Annotated in this window: 18 protein-coding genes and 1 pseudogene; 11 read left to right on the plus strand and 8 right to left on the minus strand. The window is 68.4% G+C overall.

The features are described from left to right. Positions 1-1,504, plus strand: a 1,504-nt coding sequence (locus A5655_RS12660) for an FtsX-like permease family protein (RefSeq protein ID WP_156764838.1), incomplete at its 5' end; no start/stop codon positions are given. Positions 1,505-1,903: 399 nt separating this feature from the next. On the opposite strand, the pseudogene A5655_RS28690 reads toward A5655_RS12660, so the two are convergent. From A5655_RS28690 to A5655_RS12690, 6 genes and pseudogenes are all read right to left on the minus strand, one after another. Then, a pseudogene (locus tag A5655_RS28690) lies at positions 1,904-2,404 on the minus strand (PPE family protein); the annotation flags it as partial. A 117-nt stretch (positions 2,405-2,521) separates the two neighbouring features. Continuing rightward, positions 2,522-4,225, minus strand: coding sequence for a PE family protein (locus A5655_RS12670; protein WP_067010476.1), 1,704 nt, complete (start codon positions 4,223-4,225; stop codon positions 2,522-2,524). 287 nt (positions 4,226-4,512) lie between these two features. Then, positions 4,513-5,142, minus strand: a complete 630-nt coding sequence (locus A5655_RS12675) for a class I SAM-dependent methyltransferase (RefSeq protein WP_067010479.1) — start codon at positions 5,140-5,142, stop codon at positions 4,513-4,515. Next, entirely contained in the window at positions 5,139-5,708 is a 570-nt protein-coding gene (locus A5655_RS12680; RefSeq protein ID WP_067010664.1) for a DUF4389 domain-containing protein, read from the minus strand. The genes A5655_RS12675 and A5655_RS12680 overlap by 4 nt, the downstream gene beginning before the upstream one ends. 41 nt (positions 5,709-5,749) lie before the next feature. After that, positions 5,750-6,958: an NAD(P)/FAD-dependent oxidoreductase gene (locus A5655_RS12685; RefSeq protein ID WP_067010666.1), complete on the minus strand. Its 1,209-nt coding sequence runs from the start codon at positions 6,956-6,958 to the stop codon at positions 5,750-5,752. Between the two features lie 108 nt (positions 6,959-7,066). Next, positions 7,067-7,951, minus strand: a complete 885-nt coding sequence (locus A5655_RS12690) for an SDR family NAD(P)-dependent oxidoreductase (RefSeq protein ID WP_067010483.1) — start codon at positions 7,949-7,951, stop codon at positions 7,067-7,069. Between the two features lie 567 nt (positions 7,952-8,518). Here A5655_RS12690 and A5655_RS12695 point away from each other — a divergent pair. From A5655_RS12695 to A5655_RS12705, 3 genes are all read left to right on the plus strand, one after another. Next, the gene (locus tag A5655_RS12695; RefSeq protein WP_067010486.1) at positions 8,519-9,328 is read left to right on the plus strand and encodes a SigB/SigF/SigG family RNA polymerase sigma factor; all 810 of its coding nucleotides are present in this window, start codon (positions 8,519-8,521) and stop codon (positions 9,326-9,328) included. 143 nt (positions 9,329-9,471) lie between these two features. Continuing rightward, positions 9,472-10,080 carry a hypothetical protein gene (locus A5655_RS12700; RefSeq protein WP_082978633.1) on the plus strand — a complete coding sequence of 203 codons (609 nt, stop codon included), beginning with the start codon at positions 9,472-9,474 and terminating at the stop codon, positions 10,078-10,080. A 3-nt stretch (positions 10,081-10,083) separates the two neighbouring features. Then, positions 10,084-10,575 carry a DUF2231 domain-containing protein gene (locus A5655_RS12705; RefSeq protein ID WP_067010491.1) on the plus strand — a complete coding sequence of 164 codons (492 nt, stop codon included), beginning with the start codon at positions 10,084-10,086 and terminating at the stop codon, positions 10,573-10,575. Positions 10,576-10,648: 73 nt separating this feature from the next. Here A5655_RS12705 and A5655_RS12710 read toward each other — a convergent pair whose 3' ends face one another. Beyond that, on the minus strand, positions 10,649-11,752 hold the full coding sequence (locus A5655_RS12710) for a sulfite oxidase (protein WP_067010668.1): 1,104 nt from the start codon (positions 11,750-11,752) through the stop codon (positions 10,649-10,651). A 136-nt stretch (positions 11,753-11,888) separates the two neighbouring features. On the opposite strand from A5655_RS12710, the gene A5655_RS12715 reads away from it, so the two are divergent. Genes A5655_RS12715 through A5655_RS12725 form a run of 3 tightly spaced genes read left to right on the plus strand, consistent with a single transcriptional unit; the run spans position 11,889 to position 14,549 of the window. After that, the gene (locus tag A5655_RS12715) at positions 11,889-12,830 is read left to right on the plus strand and encodes a LysR family transcriptional regulator (RefSeq protein ID WP_067010494.1); all 942 of its coding nucleotides are present in this window, start codon (positions 11,889-11,891) and stop codon (positions 12,828-12,830) included. 43 nt (positions 12,831-12,873) lie between these two features. Continuing rightward, the gene (locus tag A5655_RS12720) at positions 12,874-14,022 is read left to right on the plus strand and encodes a serine hydrolase (protein ID WP_067010497.1); all 1,149 of its coding nucleotides are present in this window, start codon (positions 12,874-12,876) and stop codon (positions 14,020-14,022) included. Then, positions 14,022-14,549, plus strand: a complete 528-nt coding sequence (locus A5655_RS12725) for a hypothetical protein (protein ID WP_197508679.1) — start codon at positions 14,022-14,024, stop codon at positions 14,547-14,549. The genes A5655_RS12720 and A5655_RS12725 overlap by 1 nt, the downstream gene beginning before the upstream one ends. 6 nt (positions 14,550-14,555) lie before the next feature. Here A5655_RS12725 and A5655_RS12730 read toward each other — a convergent pair whose 3' ends face one another. Then, positions 14,556-15,032, minus strand: a complete 477-nt coding sequence (locus A5655_RS12730) for a nitroreductase family deazaflavin-dependent oxidoreductase (protein WP_067010500.1) — start codon at positions 15,030-15,032, stop codon at positions 14,556-14,558. Positions 15,033-15,205: 173 nt separating this feature from the next. On the opposite strand from A5655_RS12730, the gene A5655_RS12735 reads away from it, so the two are divergent. Genes A5655_RS12735 through A5655_RS12750 form a run of 4 tightly spaced genes read left to right on the plus strand, consistent with a single transcriptional unit; the run spans position 15,206 to position 19,239 of the window. Then, positions 15,206-15,898 (plus strand): TetR family transcriptional regulator, encoded by a 693-nt coding sequence (locus A5655_RS12735; RefSeq protein WP_067010502.1) that lies wholly within the window; start codon positions 15,206-15,208, stop codon positions 15,896-15,898. Then, positions 15,895-17,118, plus strand: a complete 1,224-nt coding sequence (locus A5655_RS12740) for a cytochrome P450 (protein WP_067010505.1) — start codon at positions 15,895-15,897, stop codon at positions 17,116-17,118. Before A5655_RS12735 ends, A5655_RS12740 begins: the two co-directional genes overlap by 4 nt. Then, entirely contained in the window at positions 17,112-18,062 is a 951-nt protein-coding gene (locus tag A5655_RS12745; RefSeq protein ID WP_067010507.1) for an SDR family oxidoreductase, read from the plus strand. The genes A5655_RS12740 and A5655_RS12745 overlap by 7 nt, the downstream gene beginning before the upstream one ends. A 10-nt stretch (positions 18,063-18,072) precedes the next feature. Further along, a complete protein-coding gene (locus A5655_RS12750) occupies positions 18,073-19,239 on the plus strand; it encodes an amidohydrolase family protein (protein ID WP_067010510.1) in 1,167 nt (388 codons plus the stop codon).

The raw sequence follows: 19,239 nt of genomic DNA on the forward strand, positions 1-19,239 counted from the left end.
GGCCATGACCCAGGGGCTGGAGGCGCGCATCGAGTACTGGCTGCCCGGCTACGCGATACCGGCCGCCGTCGCGGCGACCGCCCTCACCAGCGTCGTGGCATCGGCGATGGCCGCGCGGCAGGTGTACAAGGTCGCACCGATCGAGGCGCTCGCGCCCGTCGGGGTTTCGGCCGCGGACCGCGTGCCACGGTGGCTGCGGGTCGCGAGCGGGGTCGGCGCGCTCGCGGTCTTCGCCGCATCCATCGCGGTCGTCGTCAACCAGCGTGGGGTCGTGGCGTTCGCCGCGATGGCGGCCGTGTTCTCCGCCGAGATCGCGCTCGGATTCGCGCTCACCGCGCCCATCGTCAACGCCACCGCCGCGGCGGCACGGGTGTTCGGTTCCGTCGGCGCCCTCGCCGCGGCGACCATCGAGCGCGCGCCGCGACGGGTGTGGGCGACGGTGATGACGGTGCTCATCGCGGTGGTCACCACCGTCACCATCACCGGGACCAACGCCGACATGATCCGCTCGGCGCGGGGCATCTTCGCACCGGTCGCCGACGTCCCGGTGTGGGTGAGCGCGAACACCCCCGACAGCTACCCTACAGACGCTCTGCCGCAAGGCCTTTCGGAGAAGGTGGCCGCGTTGCCGGGCGTCCGGCACGTCACCGAGGGCGCGCTCGGGTTCGCCGAAGTGGGCGGCACCCGCGTGATGCTGGACGGATTCTCCGCCGGCACGGCCGATCCGCTCTACCGCGCGCTGGACCCGCGGATCCGCGACCAGGTGCTCGCCGGCCGGGGCGTGGTGCTCTCGCAGAACCTGGGCAGGACGCTGCACGTCCGGGTCGGCGGGCAATTGCGGATGCAAACGCCGCACGGCGCGCAGCCGACAACGGTGCTGGCGTTGGTGCCGTACTTCTCGACGGTGATCGGCACGGTCGGGATGGGCCTCGATCAACTGCGCGCGTGGTTCGACCGCCCGGTGACGACCACGCTGGAGATCGCCGCGGCTCCGGGCGCCGACGCGGGTCGCCTCCTGGCCGACGTGCGCCGCGCGGTGCCCGCGCCCAACTACGTGTACGACGGGCGCGCCAAGCTGGCGGGGCTGGAGGCACCGATGCACCAGAGCATGTTCATCGCGAACGCCGTGTGGATCATCGTCGTGCTGGTGGCCGCGGTCGCCCTGCTCAATACGCTGACGCTGTCGGTGCTGGAACGGCGCCGCGAGCTCGGCGTGCTGCGGGCGATGGGATCCAGCCGACGGTCCATCCTGCGGATGGTCCTCGCCGAGGCGACCGGCATCGGCGTCGTCGGCGGCGCGCTGGGCCTGGTTTTCGGGATGACGGACCAATGGCTGTTCAGCCTGGTCAGCGGCGACATGATGAACTTCCAGGTCACCTTCCGGCCCAGCTGGATGGCGTGCGCGTTCACGCTGGGCGCGCTGGCGATCAGCCTGCTCGGCTCGGTGCCGCCCGCGCGGCGCGCGGCCCGGCTCAACATCATCGAGGCCGTTAGCGTCGACTAGGCGGCCACGCGCTCGCGGGTACTCCCCTCCGGTACCCGCGGACGATCAGAAGCCGAGCGGAAGAAGCGCGGTGAACAGCGGCGCCAGCGGATCCGTGACCGGAAGCGCGATCGAACTGTTCAGGAACGGGGCGACCGGACTCTGGAAGGTGAGGATCGTCTGCCCGGGCGCTCCCAAGCCCAAGGTGGTTTCCCTCCCGGAGGTCACCGCCGCCGTGAAGAGCGGGCTCGAGATGTTGGTCGCGACAAAGTGATTGTCGTCGGGGTCCGCGAGGGACGTTGTTGAGAACAGGCCGCCGAAGTTGGTGGTCTGACTCATGAAATCCGGGTCGCCGGCCACGGGGTTGGTGACCGGGCTGAGGCCCAGCGCCGAGGCGAGCTGGGTGGCCAGGTTATGCAACGGCCCCAGCGCCCCTCCCGCGGCCGAGGCGCCGGCGTGATAACCGACCATCGCGGCCACATCCTGCGCCCACATCTGCTCGTACTCGGCCTCGGCGGCCGCAATCGCCGGCGCGTTCTGCCCGAAGAGATTCGACATCACCAGCTGCACGAAACCGTTCCGGTTGGCCGACACCTGCAACGGGTGCACGGTGGCCGCCAGGGCTGCCTCGAACGCGCCGGCCACCGTCCGGGCCTGCCCGGCCGCGCCCGTCGCCTGACTCGCCGCCGCGCTCAGCCACCCCGCATACGGGGCCGCCGCGGCCGTCATCGCCGCCGCCGCGGGCCCCCGCCACGCCTGCTCGGTCAGGCCGGACGTGACCGACGAAAACGACGACGCCGCCGACCCCAATTCGGAGGCCAACGCGTCCCACGCCGCGGCCGCCTCCAACATCGGAGCGGAACCCGCGCCCGAGAAGATTCGCGCCGAGTTGATCTCCGGTGGCAATACCGAGAAATTCATGACCACAGTCCCTTCCGTGAGGGCCGCGACGATCGTGCCGGCGCGGTGATCACCGACAACACGCAGCGTCAAGGACTACACGAAATAGGGGCCCCGATAGTTCAACGCGAATTTTGATCAGCCACCGGGTGTGATCGCCAGCGCGAGTTGCTCGGGCGCGAAGACCAGCAGTGCGGTGAGGAGCCCGCTGGTTGGCGTGCCCAGGACGTCAACGGGCAGAGGGAGTTGGCTGTTGACGAGAGTCGCGGCAGCAATACTCGCGACGCCGGTACCTGACGCGGTTCCGGTGATCGTCCCGGTTATCGGGGTTTGCGGTACGAGAAGGCCATCCAGCGGAATGTTGATGTCAGCGTTGCCGTTCGTGAACGAGAGGGTGCCCAAAAGAATGCTATTGCCGAGGTTTGTGCTGAAGTTCGGCAGGGGAAGTGACAGCGCCAGGGTCGTTTCGCCGTTGAGGAAGGCATCGGTGACGACCGCCGGAGCGTCGACGAGTGTGCCGATCGCACCGGTCAGGTTGCCGGTTTGCAACTCACCGGCGAATTGCGACGCGGTTGCCGATACTGCGTCGAGCGCGTTGACGGGTGCGCCCACCGCGTCAATGAGAAGTGCCGCCGGCAACCCGATGTCGGTCGTAAGGGTGGCACTGAGACCGGACGTGCCGAGCCCAAGTAGCGCGTTTGCGTTGATAGACGTGTCCGTGAGCGTTTCGATCACGTTGGTGAAGTTCTGCGAGATCTGTGCCGGGATGGAGCCGGGCGGCAGCAGGTTGGTGAAGTTCTGCGCCATCGTCCCGGGAATGGTGAGGATGGGTAACAGGTCTCCGAAACTGCCCGCAGGGGTAGCGCTGATGGCAAGCCCAGGGGCGACAAGCGGATCGCCGGTGGTAGTGACATCCACACCGGTGAAGAACAAACCCAGGAAGCCCTGCGCGATGTCACCCACCGCGCCGCCGATGTCTCCCGCCATAATGGCCTGCACCGCAGATTGGAAGGCGGCCGGCAACGCCTCCAGGCCAACGGCAAAGTCGTGGGCCGCGTTCTGCAGGGACGTCGCGATGATCTGGGCATAGACCATTTGTTGGGCGATGAACTGCTGTATCACCGGCACCGGATCGAACGCCAGCAGCGCCTGAATGGCCAACTGGATGTTCGCCGGCACATTGGCCAACAGGACAGGGAGATTCTGGAGTACGTATTCGACGCCCGCGGCGATCTCCTGCGCGTAGCGGACTTGGTTGGCCAGGAACTGCTGCAAGAACGGCGCCGGATTGGCGACGATCGCCTTCTCGAGTATTTGCAGGTTGGCGGCGGTGTTGGCGAGCAGCGTTTGGTACGGGCCGGCGACCGAGGCCAGCCCGGTGGCCGCGGCCGGCGCCAATAGGCTCGGCGCCGGCGCATGCCCGAGTCCCGTCAGCCCCGTGGGCAGACCGGCGATGCCGCCGGAAAGGGATTGCGAGACAACGCCGATCCGGCCCGACAGCAGCGCTGCGGCGGCGCCCGGCACGGGCCCGTTCACGGCGCTGTGCAGGTTCCGCTCGGCGTTGGCCAATTCGGTGCTGAGATAGGCACCCGCGCCAGAGTTCAACAGATTGACGAACTCCTGATGAAACGACGCCGCCTGCGCGCTCAGCGCCTGGAATGTCTTGCCGTGCAGGCCAAAAAGCGCCGCGATCGCCGACGAGACCTCGTCCTGGGCGGCGGGCAGCAACGCCGTCGTCGAGCCCGCCGCCGCCGAGTTGGCCGCACTGATAGTCGACCCGATGTGCTCCAGATCCGTAGCCGCCGCCGACACCAAATCCGGCGCCACGATTAGAAATGACATTTCTTGCCCCATCGCCCGTCTGCAAACTAATCACCTGACCGAGTCAGGTGAGCGGCTCGATGGGCCACCACCGTTAGGGGCGAAGTCCCGGACGCCGCATGGCTCACCGGGCTTGACCAAGCGATCGTACAACTCCGCAAAGGGACGGCGTGGCCAAAATGCGAACTGAAATGTCCGGGCAAACCAGGAAGTTAGCGATAAAGGGGCTTCTGCAGACCGGCGGTAACCCAATTGCCCGCGCCCGGAACTATCGGACGAAAAAGCCCGGCGAAGCATTCCCGCGAACCTCAGCCATTGCTGTCAATCGCGGTCGCGAATCCCTGCAGGTGCGGCTTGCACGGGAACGGCACCGGAGTTCGGATGCGGCGCAGCCCGGAGGTGTCGAAGCCGGCCGCGGCGATGGCGTCGACGGTTCGGCGGTTCGGATGGCAGCCGGCGGCAAACCACGACCAGGGCCCCGCGACCAGGTCCTGGAACCGGCCCGTCGCCCCCTCGCCGCGGACATGCTCGAGCACCACCAACCTGCCCCGCGGAACCAGCACCCGCCGGATCTCCCCCAGCGTCGCCGCCACGTCGTCGACCGAACACAGCACCAGCCCGATGTGGACCGAATCAAAGCTGTTGTCCGGGAAGGGAATCGACTCGCCGGTGCCATCCACGATGTCGACGGCAAGGCCGTGCCGGTCCGCGATGCGCGACGCCGTCCGCCGGAATACGGCCACCGGCTCGACGGCGGCCACCGACGTCACCGTGGGCGGCACGAACTTCAGATCGGCCCCCGGACCCAACCCGACCATCAGCAGCCGGCCCGTCGCGTGCGCGATCGCCGCTCGGCGATACCGGTTGTAGAAGAGCCGGTCGAAGATCGGCTGACCCAACCGATATATGTATGGGAATAAAGGATTTTCGCGCGTTATCTGCCACCTAGATCTAGCCGGAACGGCGGATATTCGTCACTCATCAACGATACATAAACCGCCACCCGGTAGCGCCACCGAACGATCCCCATCAGGAGGTCGAACATGCCGGGATGAATGGACCCCTTCCACAGCAGCCACGCCGCGTTGATGACGCAAAGCGCCTGCAGCAGCGGCTCCATTGCCCAGCACAGCAGTATCTGCGGGAGCCCCAGCAGCCACCACTTCACCAACACGGCCCACCTGGTCAGGTGGTCCGGGTAGTCGACCACCAGGTCGCCGGGATAGTCGGGCCGCGACGCCAACGCGAACGGCGGGTACTTGTCGGTGCTATTCATCGGGAAGCGGTAGTTCATCACCCGCCACGACCAGCGCAGCACGCCGACGTTGAAGTCGAAGATGGGCCGCGGGTAGCGACCGGTCAACAGGATCGCGACGCCGGCGACGACCGTCAGCAGCGGATACACCAGGTAGAGAAGGATCAATATCGGGTAATGCGGGACGGCCAGCACGCACCACTTGACGAGCCAGAGCCAGCGTGACGGCGCCTCGAGATCGCCGCGCACCCGCACGGGACTGTCGGCGTCGCGCGCCGTCGCCGGCCCGTTCACCGGCTGCCCGACGCGATCGGGATTTCCGCCCCGAGGCCGCGGTCGATCGCCGCCGACAGCCGGCGGTGACTCGTCCATCGCAGAAAAGTCGTCAGCATCCAGGTGTGCAGCCGGTCGGGGATCATCGTCGCCGGCCACAACACCGACTCGCCGTGGGCCACCTGGAGCGACGCGACCCGGGACACGGCGCCGACCCGGCGACGCCGGGCCTTCTCGTACCTGCGCAGTGCCGCGCAAGTCTCCTTGGAAAGGTCGGCGGCGCCGGCGTTGACCCAGGCGCGGAGAGCGGAAAGCTCCTTGCACAGCACCATGGTGTCGAGCAGCGCCTGATTGGTTCCCTGCGCGAGCGTGGGCGGCATGGTGTGGGCGGCGTCGCCCAGCAAGGTCACCGGCCCCGGGACCAACGGGCGAAGCCTCGGGTGCCGGAAATGCGGGTAGGGCGAACCCGCCAGGTCCTCGTCGGTCAGCCTGCGCAGGACGAGGTCGACGGTGTCAGACCACCCGGAGAAGTTCGACCGGATCACGTCGATCGGGCGCCGCGGCCGGACGAAGTCCCGGGACCAGGGCAGGTCGAACCACCACTGCACGTCGCAGCCTCCGGCCGGCCACACCCCGGTGTTGCCGCGCGCGCCGATGACGATCATCGCCACGCGCTTGTCGGCGAGCCCGGGAAGGGTGATCAGTCCCTGCCAGCTGCACCAGCCCGTCGGTTCCGCGGCGGGGGCGCCGACGACATCGCGAACGACGGAGTGCAGGCCGTCGGCGCCGATGACCAGGTCGCCCCGGGCCACGCTGCCGTCGTCGAACTCGACCTGGGCGCCATCGGCGTTCGTCACGACCCGCGCCGCGCGGGCGTTGCAGCGGATGCGATCCCTCGGGAAGCCGTCCAACAGCCGTTCCAGCAGGACGCGACGCGGGACCATCCGAACGGGTGCGCCCAGCCGGTCCACCATCGCGTTCACGTCCAGGCTCGCCAGCTGGTGTCCCCCAGACGTCAGCACCCGCACCCGCGAAAGCAGTTGGCCGGCCCCGGCCATGTTGACGCCCAGCTGCCGCAGCACCGTCTCGCCGTTGGACCAGATCGTCACCGCGCCGCCGCCGGCGCGCGTGTCTTTGCGCTGATCGAAAACCGTGACGTCGTGGCCGTCTCGCAGCAGGCCGCGCGCGACGGAAATCCCGCTCACGCCGGCGCCGATGACAAGTATCCGAAGCGCGCGTGTCGGCGGCGTCCCCGCGACCGAGGCCGGACCGTCGCTACGGCTCGTCACTCCATTGGATACGTGCCCGCGCGCCGATCGGTTCAACGAGGCCGGTCACTTCCCTTCCGGCGCGCCGACGATGTTGTGCAGCTCCTCGACCGACCACGGTTCGGCGTCGTGATGATCGCGGTACCCGAGCACGCGCGGCGTCGGCCGGGCGAAGCTGCCGACGAATCCGCCCGCGGCTACGAAGATCCGACCCGTCACACCGCGCGACATGTCACTTGCGAGATACGCATAGAGCGGAGCGACAAACGCGGCCGGTGCGCTGTCGAGCGACGCCCGCATCGTGATCTCGTCGAGCAGCCCGCGGCGGTGCAGATCGGCGATGTGCTCCTCGTACTGCGCACCGGTGGACAGCCGCGTCCGCGCGCCGGGGCATACCACGTTCGCCCGCACGCCGTGGGGTTTGAGTTCCGCCGCGATGGCCATCGTCAGCGCGTTGACGGCGCCCTTGCCGGCCGGGTAACCGGTGCCCCCGTAGTCGCCGAGGAACGCCACCGAGCTGGTGTTGACGATCGATCCGTGGCCCTGCGCCGCCATGACGCGGGCGGCGACCCGGCAGGTGTGAAACGCCGTACCCAGGTGCCCGCTGATCAGGCGGTCGAATTCCGCCGGCGAGATGGTCAGGATGGACGAACCGGGGGGCTCGGCGATCCCGGCGCAGTTGATCAGGGCGTCCAACCGCCCGTACGTGCTCACGCACGCGTCGACGAGCGCGCTCGCGGTGCGCTCGTCGTCCGCGGCCCCGGCCACCGCGGTGACGCGCCCGCCGGTCCCCGATATCGCCGCGACGGTGTCCGCCACGGCGCCGGCGTCGCGCCCGTTGACCACCACGGCGGCGCCGAGGTCGCACAGCAGTTCGGCGACCGCGCGCCCGATACCGCGGCTGCCGCCCGATACCACCACGCCTTGCCCGGCAAGCAGCGGATCAGCCATCGGCGCGCGTTTCGGAATCCTCCGAATGCGCTGTGCGCGCGGGCTTCTCGGCGGCGATCAAGAGCTTGCGCGCGGGGGTCGGATACATGCGCCGAACAGTACCCACGCTGTCCGAGAATGAGAAGTCCGTAACTGAGGTGGGTCCCGGCTATCCGCGGCGGGAGCGCAGCACCCGACCATCCAGCGATAAGGCGTGGTCACCGCGCCGGCCAGCGAACTTCAAAAATTGAACAATCATTCGCTCTCGACCCCGCTGAGCTGAGCGATCGCGGGTGGACCCGATGAGGGGTATAGTCGCCAGTGAAGTCCGTTCTGGACAGGTCGCCGTTTAGCTAAAAGCGGTCAGTCAGTTGCACTGCTGCTGAGTATGGCGTGGCCCCGGCGAAAACACTCCGGTTACCCCCGCGTTGTTGCTGGTGCGCCGATGACCGACCCGTACCAGCGGATACAGGTGTAGCGGAGGCGATTGTGCGCATACCTGCGATGCCCCCCTGCGCACGACCCAGAAAGTGGGCCAACAATGCAAACCCCTTCCCCCGCAAGTCTTTTCGCAACGCGTTCTAGCCGATGACCGGCGTCGCGACCACCACCCGCCCGCCTCGAGCAGCCAAAACACAAACGGACGATTCCTACGACGACGTTGTCGAGATGTTCGCGGTGCTGCGCCGGTTGCCGGCCGAATCCCACGAGTACGGCCGGCAGCGGGAACGCATCGTCGCCCGATGCCTGCCGCTGGCGGACCACGTGGCCAGCCACTTCGCCCGGCGTGGCGAAGGTCTCGACGACCTGGTCCAGGTCGCCCGTCTGGGGCTGATGAACGCCATCAACCGCTTCGACCCGGACAAGGGACCCAGCTTCATCGGCTTCGCGGTCCCCACCATGATGGGCGAGGTTCGGCGGTACTTCCGTGACTACAGCTGGGGCATGCGGGTGCCGCGCCGCCTGCGCGAACTGCATGTCCAAATCAGCCGCACCACCAGCGATTTGGCGCAGCGGCTGGGGCGGGCACCCACCGCCGGTGAGCTGTCCCAGGTGCTGGAGGTGCCGCGCGAGGAAATCATCGAATGCCTGGTCGCGGGCGACGCCTATCGGCTCGACTCCCTGGACGCACCGCTTGGCGCCGACGGGTCGGGCAAGCCCCGCCTGGTGGCCGACGCGGTCGGCGGCGTCGATCCGCAAATCGAGCACATCACCAACCGCGAAGCCGTGCGTGCCATCGTGGGCGCGCTCCCCGAGCGGGAACGTCAGGTGCTGCACATGCGGTTCTTCGAGTCGATGACCCAGAGCCAGATCGCCGAGCGGATCGGCGTATCGCAGATGCAAGTTTCCCGCATCCTGGCCCACACCCTGCGCTGCCTGCGCGACCAGCTGGAGTAGGCCCTTCCCCACCGGCGCGGCCCGTCAGGACCTTCCGTGGCACCCGGCGATGTACTGTGCGATTCGGGCACGGGTCGACTGTGTCGCCAGAATCAGCCTGGAAGGGGCGCGATGCGATGAGGGTTTCTCGGACGTCTCGGACCATAGTCGCCGGTGTTGCGGCAGCCACGGCGCTGACGGTGTCGGTGGCCGGCTGCGGCGGTAAGCCGGCGTCCTCGACGTCATCGACGTCGAAGTCGGGCTCATCGAGCCCGGCGTCGAGTACCGGCGGTCCGGCGCCCACTTCCTCGGCCGCGGCACAGACCGACTACACGGGGCTGTTGATCAAGGCGACGGATATCAACGCGCCGATACAGTTCACCGCCGGCCCGCCGACGAGCAACCCGAACGGCCAGCCGGGCGCCGCCATAACCTTCAGCACCGACGACAACAGCCACGTAATCAAAGACACCATCCAGGTGCTCGCGGATCCCGGCGCCGCCACCAACGCGCTGAACGCGGCCAAGGGCGCGCAGGGCAACAACATCAAGAATCCGATCACGCAACCGTTCAACGTCGGAACCGGCGGAACGACCGTGTCCGGCAACGCACCGGACAACTCCAAGGGCATCATGGTCGTGCTGTTCACCGAGGGCAAAGCGTTCGTCACGCTCGAATTCGACGGCCCGGTGGACTCGCTCCCGCCGCAGGACTTCGTCACCGACGTGGCCCAGAAGCAAGACGACGCCGTGAAGAAGGGGCTTGGCGGCTGACGGATGGATGTCGTCAACGGCCTGCCGGCGCATGCCCTTTGGCTGCATTTGGTGGTGGTGCTGGTGCCGCTGACCGCCCTGCTGGAAATCGTGTGCGGCCTGTGGCCGGCGGCCCGGCGGGGCCAGCTGATGTGGCTCACGCTGGCGCTGGCCGTCGCGACGATGGTGATCACGCCGATCACCGTCAATGCCGGCGGTTGGCTCTACGGCCTGAGGAAAAACCCCAGCCCGATCCTGCAGGAACATGCCGAGCGGGGCAGCACCATGGTCTATTTCGCCGCCGCCATGCTGGTGGTCGCGATCGGGCTCGTCGCGCTGCGCGTGGTCGACCGCCGATCCGGCAAACGACGGGTGCTCGCCCACGTCATCGCCGCGATAATCGTTCTCGCCGTGGGCATCTCGTCCACGGTTCAGGTCTATCGCACCGGTGATGCGGGTGCGCAATCGGTGTGGGGCGGCGAGATCGCGCGGCTGAAGAAATCCAACGGGACCTAGCATCCGGGACCTAGCATCATGGCGGCGACCCGCTTCGCCCGGCTCCGCCGCCTTCGCGATCGCCGCTAGCCGCTCACAACACGCTCAGGGCCACCCGCGCCCACGCGTTGTTGGCGTATCCGCGGGGGTTCCACAGGGACGCCGCCGACTCGGGCTGCACGGTGCCGGTGTCGTCCCAGGCGCGGGCGGTGATGCGCAACGGGCCGGGCGCGACGTCGACGGCCAGCGACCACGGCCGCCACGCCCACTTGCTGGGTGCGGGGCGCAGCTCGGCTTGCCGCCAGGTGAGCCCGTCGTCGAGGGACACGTCGACGCGTTCGACGCTGCGGCCGTCGCCGGCGATTCCGTAGCCGCGGATGGTCAACGGGCCGCGGGCCACCCGGTCGCCGTCGGTGGGATCGAGAACGTCGCAGTTCAGCGCCAAAGACGACAGCGCGATGCCCTCGCCCCCGGCGGCCGCGTCGGCGTCGGCGTCCGGGGGCAGGATGCGGTAGTCATGCGCTTGGAAGTAGTTGTCCGACGGGCGGTGCTGCACGGTGACGGCCGTGACCCATTTGACGCTGCGCGCCCCGATGTAGCCGGGCACCACCAGCCGGACCGGCCCGCCATGGGCGCGGGGCAGCGGTTCGGAATTCATCTGCCAGGCCAGCAGAACCTCCGGTGACAGGGCCTTGCCGAGGGGGATCGAGCCGCCGTAGGCCTGGACGGGCCGAGCCTCGCGGGCGACGTCCGGGGCCTGGACGGCGACGTGCAGCCCATCGTCGCAGCGCGCCCCGGCGGCCGCCAGCACATCCGCAAGCCGGACACCGCGCCATTCCGCCGTCGAGATCGCCCCGTGCGCCCAAGGATCCTTGCCCGGTATCGGCCGCACCCGCAGCATCTCGGCGCGCCGATTGCCGGCGCACGCCAGGGTGGCCACCACATCGTGTTGGTCGAACTCGTTGGTGAGCTGCTCGTAGGTCAACTCGAGCGGCCGGTCCACCAGCCCGTTGACCGCCAGCTGCCATTGCTGCGGCGCGATATCGGGGAACGGGCCGTGATTGCGGGCATAGAACGCGTCGATCGGGGTGATGTCGCTGCCGGCCAGAACCGCCGGCGGCGGTTCGGCGTTGTAGGGCAGGTCGCCGCGCACGATCATGTCGTCGCGCTTGCCCCACGATGCTGCGGCCGGGGCCATGGCGCTCATTGTCATGTAGCAATCGTTCCCCAGTCGAGCGGCCTCGGCCAGGGGGGTGAATTTTGTGGGGTCACAAGCTTTACTTGTGGCAGCCCCACACCTCACAAATCCGCCTTGTGTCAGCCGGAGGATCGCCATGCCGCTCAGCGCTCACATGCCCGACCTGTCCGCGTTCGAGATCTTCACGGCGATCGCCCGGACCGGCAGCCTGGCCGGCGCGGGTAGGGAATTCGGGCTGACGCAGCAGGCCATTTCGGCGCGGCTGGCGTCGATCGAGGCGCAGACCGGCATCGCGCTCGTCGTGCGGACCCCGCGTGGCTCGCGCCTGACGCCGGCCGGAGTCGTCGTCGCCGAGTGGGCGGATCGGCTGCTCGACGTCGCCCAATACGTCGACGCGGGGTTGGCATCACTGCGATCAGAAAGGCGCAAGCGCGCCAAAGTGGCGGCCAGCCTGACGATCGCCGAACAGCTCATGCCGCGCTGGCTGGTATCGCTACACGTTGCGGCGAGCCAACTGGGCGCCGCCACGCCGGAAGTCATCATGACCGCCACCAACAGCGACCAGGCGATCTCCGCGGTCAGCGACGGGAAAGCCGATCTCGGATTCATAGAGACCCCTTACGCGCCAAAGGGATTGCGCAGCCGGGTGGTCGGGCATGACGACCTCGTGCTGATCGTGCCCGCCGATCACAAATGGGCGCAGCGACAGCGACCGATAACCGCGGCGGAACTGAGTCGGACGCCGCTCGTGACGCGCGAACCCGGGTCGGGGACGCGCGATTCGCTGACCGCCGCGCTGCGCGCCGCTCTGGGCGACGCGACACGACAGGCGGATCCGGTTCTGGAGCTGTCCTCCGCCGCCGCGGTGCGCGCCGCCGTCGCGGCGGGCGCCGGGCCCGCCGTGATGAGCCGGCTGGCCGTCGCCGACGACCTGGCGATCGGACGGCTGCGCACGGTGGAGGTCCCTGAGTTGAACCTCAGACGCCAGCTGCGCGCCATCTGGGTGGGCGGCCGGACACCGCCCGCCGGGGTCGCGCGGGACCTGCTCTCGCACATCACCAGCCAGGCCGGGGGTTAGCACCCTTGCCCGCGGCAGCACCGTCGCATATGTTCCGTTCGTGGTGACGAGCGTGATTCACGGGCACTGCGATGACGTCTTCGCCGAGGTCCGGGCCGCGCTGGCCGACAACATCTCCTCCGGCGAAGAGGTCGGCGCGTGCATCGCCATCGACATCGACGGCGAACCCGTCGTCGATATCTGGGGCGGCTTCACCGACGCGGCACGCACCACCGCCTGGGCCGAGGACACCATCGTCAACGTGTGGAGCTCCACGAAGACGGTGACCAGCCTGGCCGCCCTGATGCTCATCGACCGCGGCCTGATCGAACCCACCGCGCCGGTGGCCGCCTACTGGCCGGAATTCGCGGCAAACGGCAAGCAGGACATCGAGATTCGCCACATCCTGTCGCACACCTCCGGCGTGTCCGGCTGGGACCTACCCTTCGCCACCGAGGACATGTACGACTGGGAGAAGGCCACGGCGGCCCTGGCGGCGCAGGCGCCGTGGTGGGAGCCCGGAACCGCGTCGGGCTATCACGCCCACAATCAGGGCCATCTCATCGGTGAGCTGATACGCCGCGTCACGGGCCAGTCACTGAAGGAGTTCGTCCGCGACGAGATCGCCGGCCCGCTGGGCGCCGACTTCCAAATCGGAGCGGTGCGTGCCGATTACGACCGCATCGCCGAGATCGTCCCGCCGCCTCCGCTCGAGCTGCCACTGGATGCGCTCCCCGAGGACAGCCCGATGCGCAAAACCTTCAGCGGCCCGCCGCCCAACGCCGATGCCGCCAACACGCCGGCCTGGCGCGACGCCGACATGGGCGCACTGAACGGACACGGGAACGCGCGCTCGCTGGCCGCGATCCTGTCGGTGATCTCGTTGGGCGGCAAGGCTCGTGGGGTTCGGCTGCTGAAACCCGAGACCGTCGAGATGATCTTCGAAGAACAGGCCAGCGGCGTCGACCTCGTGCTGCCGGCGCCGCTGCGGTGGGGCCTCGGGTACGGGCTTCCCCAAAAGGACTCGCTTCCCTACGTTCCCGACGAGAAGATCTGCTTCTGGGGCGGGTGGGGCGGCTCGATGGTGTTGATGTGGCCCGACCGGAAGGCCACCGTCTCCTACGTGATGAACAAGATGGGGCCGGGGATTCTCGGTTCGGACCGCATGGCGATGTACGGGAAGCTAGTCTTCGACGCCCTCGGGGCGGCCTGATGTCGGCACGCTGGGGTGCGGCGGCGCTGCTCGCCGCCGCGACGCTGATCGGCACCCCGGCGGTCGCGCTCGCCGAACCGCCCGACTACACCGGGTTGTTGATCCGGGCCGGCGACATCGGCGCGCCCGAGGGCTTCACGGCCTCGGCCCCCGTCAACAACGCGGACGGTCGGCCGGGGGCCACCACCGCGTTCCGCAACCCAGGCCGCGCCCAGGTGATCTACGACAGCATTCAGGTCCTGCCGGATCCCGGCGCCGCGGTCCGCGCCCTGGAATCGGCGACGGCGACGACGGACGGCTATGTCCACGGCGTGCCCGATCCGATCCCGATCGGCACTGGTGGGACGACGATCTCGGGGCCGTCGCCCGACGGGTCCAAGAGCGTGACCGTGCTGATGTTCGCCGAGGGAAAGGCGTTCGCCGAGCTCGAATTCGACGGCCCGCCCGACGCGCCCGTTTCCCCGGACCTCGTGACCGACGTCGGCCGGAAGCAGGACGCGGCGATCAGGAACGGCCTGTCGGGCTGAGCGCCGTCAGCCGGCCGGCGTGAGAAGAAAGAGCCGGAATTGTCGCCCACCGGCGCGGTCCTGGGCGATCTGATAATTCGGCCAGTGCGCGACCACCCGGGCCCATGCCGCGTCGCGCTCCTCGCCGCTGAGCAACCGCACCTTCGCGACGAAGCGGTGCCCACGCCTGCGAACGGTGACCCGTTGCGTCGCTTTGAGATTCGCCGACCACGACGGGTGCCGGGCGAGACCCCAGTTGGACCCGACCACTATCAGCGAATCCCCGTCGGGAACGCACTGCACGGTGGCCGTCCGGGCGAGGCCCGTCTTGCGCCCCGAGGTGGTCACCTGGACGTTGGGCACGCCGGTCAGGTCCAGGACACCGAGGCGCCCGTTGGTCGCGAACCGGAGCAGGGCTTCGATCGCTTCGGCGACCGGTCGCCCCCGCAGGATCAGCCACCTGTAGGTGGTGGGGTTCCGTGCCACCCGCTGCAGCGGATTCACACGCGTACTGTAGTCCGGCCCGCCCGGGTACGCCCGCCGCGGCCGACGATTCGCCGAGCCTGTAATTCTGCAGGCCTTCACTCGTACTTCTGCTGCGGATCTACAGGCTCGGCGAATCGCTGGATCTCGGCGCGCCGACGTTAAATAAATGGCTTGATTTAACGTTGCGCGCGGTGTTCACTGGGGCGATGACCGCCGAGAGGATGGCCCGCTCCGAGAGGTCGACGGGCACCCGCGAGGCCATCCTGTCGGCCGCGGAGGTGTTGTTCGCCGAGCGTGGCATGTATGCCGTGTCCAACCGGCAGATCAGCGAGGCGGCCGGGCAGGGCAACAACGCCGCGGCGTGCTACCACTTCGGGACCAGGACCGATTTGCTTCGGGCGATCGAAAGCAAGCACCGGGAGCCGATCGAGGAGCTGCGCGCGCAGATGCTGGCCGACGTCGGCGATTCGGCCGAACTGCGCGACTGGGTGGGCGCGCTGGTGCGCCCGCTGACCGATCACCTGGCGGCGCTGGGCACCCCCAGCTGGTATGCGCGGTTTGCCGCGCAGGCGATGGCCGATCCCACCTATCGCCATGTCGTCACCAAGGATGCGCTGACGTCGCCGTTGCTGGTGCGGACGATCGACGGCATCAACCGCTGCCTGCCCGACCTGCCCAAGCGGGTGCGCTTGGAGCGGATCGCGATGGTCCGCAACCTGCTGATGCACACCTGCGCCGAGCACGAGGGCGCGCTGGCCGAGCACGGCCCGCGGTCGCGGTCGAGCTGGCCGGTCGCCGGCGAGGGCCTCATCGACGCGATCGTCGGCCTGTGGCGCGCGCCGGTTCACGTGAACGCGGCGGACGAGAAACCAGGAGCACGATGACCGACATCACCACCGCCACCGACGTCCCCGAGTTTCCGATGACGCGGGCGCCGGGTTGTCCCTTCGTCCCGCCGCCGGAGGCCTTGGCGCTCAACGACACCAGGCAGCTGAGCCGGGTGCGGATCTGGGACGGCAGCACCCCCTGGCTGATCCACGGCTACGACGCGATCCGCGCGTTGTTCACCGACTCCCGCACCAGCGTCGACGACCGGCTGCCTGGCTACCCGCACTGGAACGCGGGCATGCTGGCGACGGTGCACAAGAGGCCGCGTTCGGTGTTTACCTCCGACGCCGAGGAACACACCCGGTTTCGCCGGATGCTGTCAAAACCCTTCACCTTCAAGCGGGTCGAAGCGCTGCGCCCGGCGGTGCAGAAGATCGCCGACGAACGCATCGACGCGCTGCTGGCCGGCCCCAATCCGGGTGACATCGTCAGCACCATTGCGCTGCCCGTGCCGTCGCTCGTCATCAGTGAGATGCTCGGCGTGCCCTACGAGGACGCGGATTTCTTTCAGGAGCAAGCTCAGCGGGGCACCGGGCGCTACGCGACCGAAGAGGACACGGCCCAAGGCGCAGCCTCGTTGGCGAAATATCTGGCCAACCTGATCCGGGCCAAGATGCAAAGCCCCTCAGAGGATTTGGTGTCCGATCTGGCCGAACGGGTCAACGCCGAGGAGCTCAGCGTGCGCGAGGCGACGCAATTGGCGCTCGGCGTGCTGATCGCCGGTCACGAGACCACCGCGAACATGATCAGCCTGAGCGTCGCGGCGCTGCTGGAGCATCCGGATCAGCGGGCACTGCTGCGCGATGCCGACGACCCGAAGGCCGTGGCCGTCGCGGTGGAGGAACTGATGCGGTACCTGAGCATCATCCAGACGGGTCAGCGCCGCATCGCCGTGGAAGACATCGAGGTCGGCGGCGAGATCATCCGGGCCGGCGAGGGCATCATCCTCGATGTCGCGCCGGCCAATTGGGACCCGCGCCAATTCCCCGACCCGGACCGGCTGGACCTGCTGCGGGAGGACGGCGCGCACGTCGGCTTCGGCTACGGCCGCCACCAATGCGTGGGCCAGCAACTGGCCCGGATGGAATTGCAGATCGTGTTGCCCACCCTGCTGCGCCGGGTGCCGACGCTGCGGTTGGCCGTGCCCCTCGAGGAGCTTCCCTTCAAACACGACACATTGGCCTACGGCGTGTACGAGCTTCCCGTGACATGGTGAAGCCCGAGCTGCGCCTCGAACTGCCCGACCTGTCCGGCAAATTCGCGGTGGTCACCGGCGCCAATAGCGGTCTCGGGCTCGGCCTGTCGACGAGGCTGGCGGCCGCGGGAGCCGACGTGGTCATGGCGGTTCGCTGCCGGACCAAGGGCGAAGCCGCGATCGCCGAGATCCGCCGGGAGGCGCCAAGGGCCAAGCTGACCATCAGGCATCTGGACCTGTCGTCGCTGCGCAGCGTGGCGGCGCTGGGTGAGGAGCTGGTCGCGGAGGGCCGGCCGATCGACATCCTGATCAACAACGCCGGCGTGATGACGCCGCCGCAGCGTCAGGAGACGCGCGATGGTTTCGAATTGCAGTTCGGCACAAATCATCTGGGCCATTTCGCGCTGACCGGACACCTGCTGCCATCGCTGCGCGCGGCGCAATCCGCGCGGGTGGTCACTGTTAGCAGCATCGCCGCAACCCAGCGAAACCTCGACTTCGGCGATCCCAACGCCCAACATGGTTACCGACCCATGCGCTCCTACGGGATGGCCAAGCTGGCGCAACTGATGTTCGCGATGGAATTGGATCGGCGCAGCCGCCTCGGCGGTTGGCGCTTGATGTCCAACGCGGCGCATCCCGGGCTGAGCAAGACCAACCTGCTCAGCGGCGCGTCCTACGGCCGCGCCAGGCCGACGCTGCAAACCCGGCTGACCCGGCTGACGTGGCGGCTATTGCCGTTCATGTGGCTCGACGTCGACGAGGGCATCAAGCCCACCCTGTACGCGGCGGTGTCACCGGAGGCCCGCGGCGGCACCTATTACGGGCCGCGCGGCCTCTACGAAACCGCCGGGGGCGGAGTCACCCTGGCCGGCGTCCCCGGTTCCGCGCGCAGCGAGGCCGACATGGGGCGGCTGTGGGAGTTGTCCGAACGACTCACCTGCGTCACGTACCCGCAACCATGAAGGGAGGGCCGTGTCGAGTCAATCCCGCACCCTGTACCCGGAGGGCGTGATCGGCGCACCCAAACACCGCCGCGGTCACGCGGCGGGCTGTCCCACCGGCCTGCCCGCCGGCACGGAAGTGTTCTCGGCCGACAACCACATCTCGGTGGCCGACGACATCTTCTACGAGCATTTCCCGGACGACCTGAAGGATCACGCGCCCCGGATCTGGTACGAGGACGGGGCTTACCTGCTCGGGCGCCCGGGACAATCGATGGTGGTCGGCGACTTCAGCGCGGTGCTCATGCAGTACGACGACCTGGCCGGCGCGGTGAGCAACAACATCGACGCCCGCGTGCGCGAACTCGCCGAGGACGGGGTGGACAAGGAACTGGTGTTCCCCAACGCGGTGCTGGCGTTGTTCCACTATCCCGACAAGGACCTGCGGGAGCGCATCTTTCGCATCTACAACGAACACATCGCCGCCGTGCAGGAGCGCTCCGGCGGCCGCTGCTACGGCGTCGGCCTGATCAACTGGTGGGATCCACGCGGCACCCGGCGCACCCTGGCGGAGCTCAAGTCATTGGGGCTGAAGACGTTCCTGATGCCGATCAGTCCGGGCAACGACGACAACGGCCGCGCCATCGACTTCTCCAGCACCGCGATGCGCGGCGTCTGGGAGGAGATCGAGGACGCCGGGCTGCCGGTCACCCACCACATCGGCGAGAGCCAACCGAAGGTGCCGAGCGAGGTCAACAGTGTCGCGGTCGCGATGATGGTCAACATCGACTCATTCCGGGAGATGTTCTCCAAGTACATCTTCGGCGGCATCCTCGACCGCCATCCCCGGTTGCGCGTCGGCTGGTTCGAGGGAGGAATCTCCTGGGTACCGCCGGCTCTGCAGGACGCCGAGCATGTGCTGGCCTCGTATCGGCACATGCTCGAGGACCACCCGCGGCGCGACATCCGGTACTACTGGGACAACCACATGTGCGCCTCCTTCATGGTCGACGGCCTGGGACTCGACCAGATCGGGGAGATCGGTATCGACAAGGTGATGTGGTCATCCGACTATCCGCACAACGAAAGCACTTTCGGCTACTCGGAGCGGTCGCTGGCCGCGGTCGTCGACGCGGTCGGCCCCGAAGACGCCGTGCGGGTCGTCGGCGGCAACATCAAGCGGTTTCTGGGTGTTTAG

Origin of the sequence: Mycobacterium sp. 1081908.1, from assembly GCF_001673535.1 — a bacterium.
Classification (GTDB): domain Bacteria; phylum Actinomycetota; class Actinomycetes; order Mycobacteriales; family Mycobacteriaceae; genus Mycobacterium.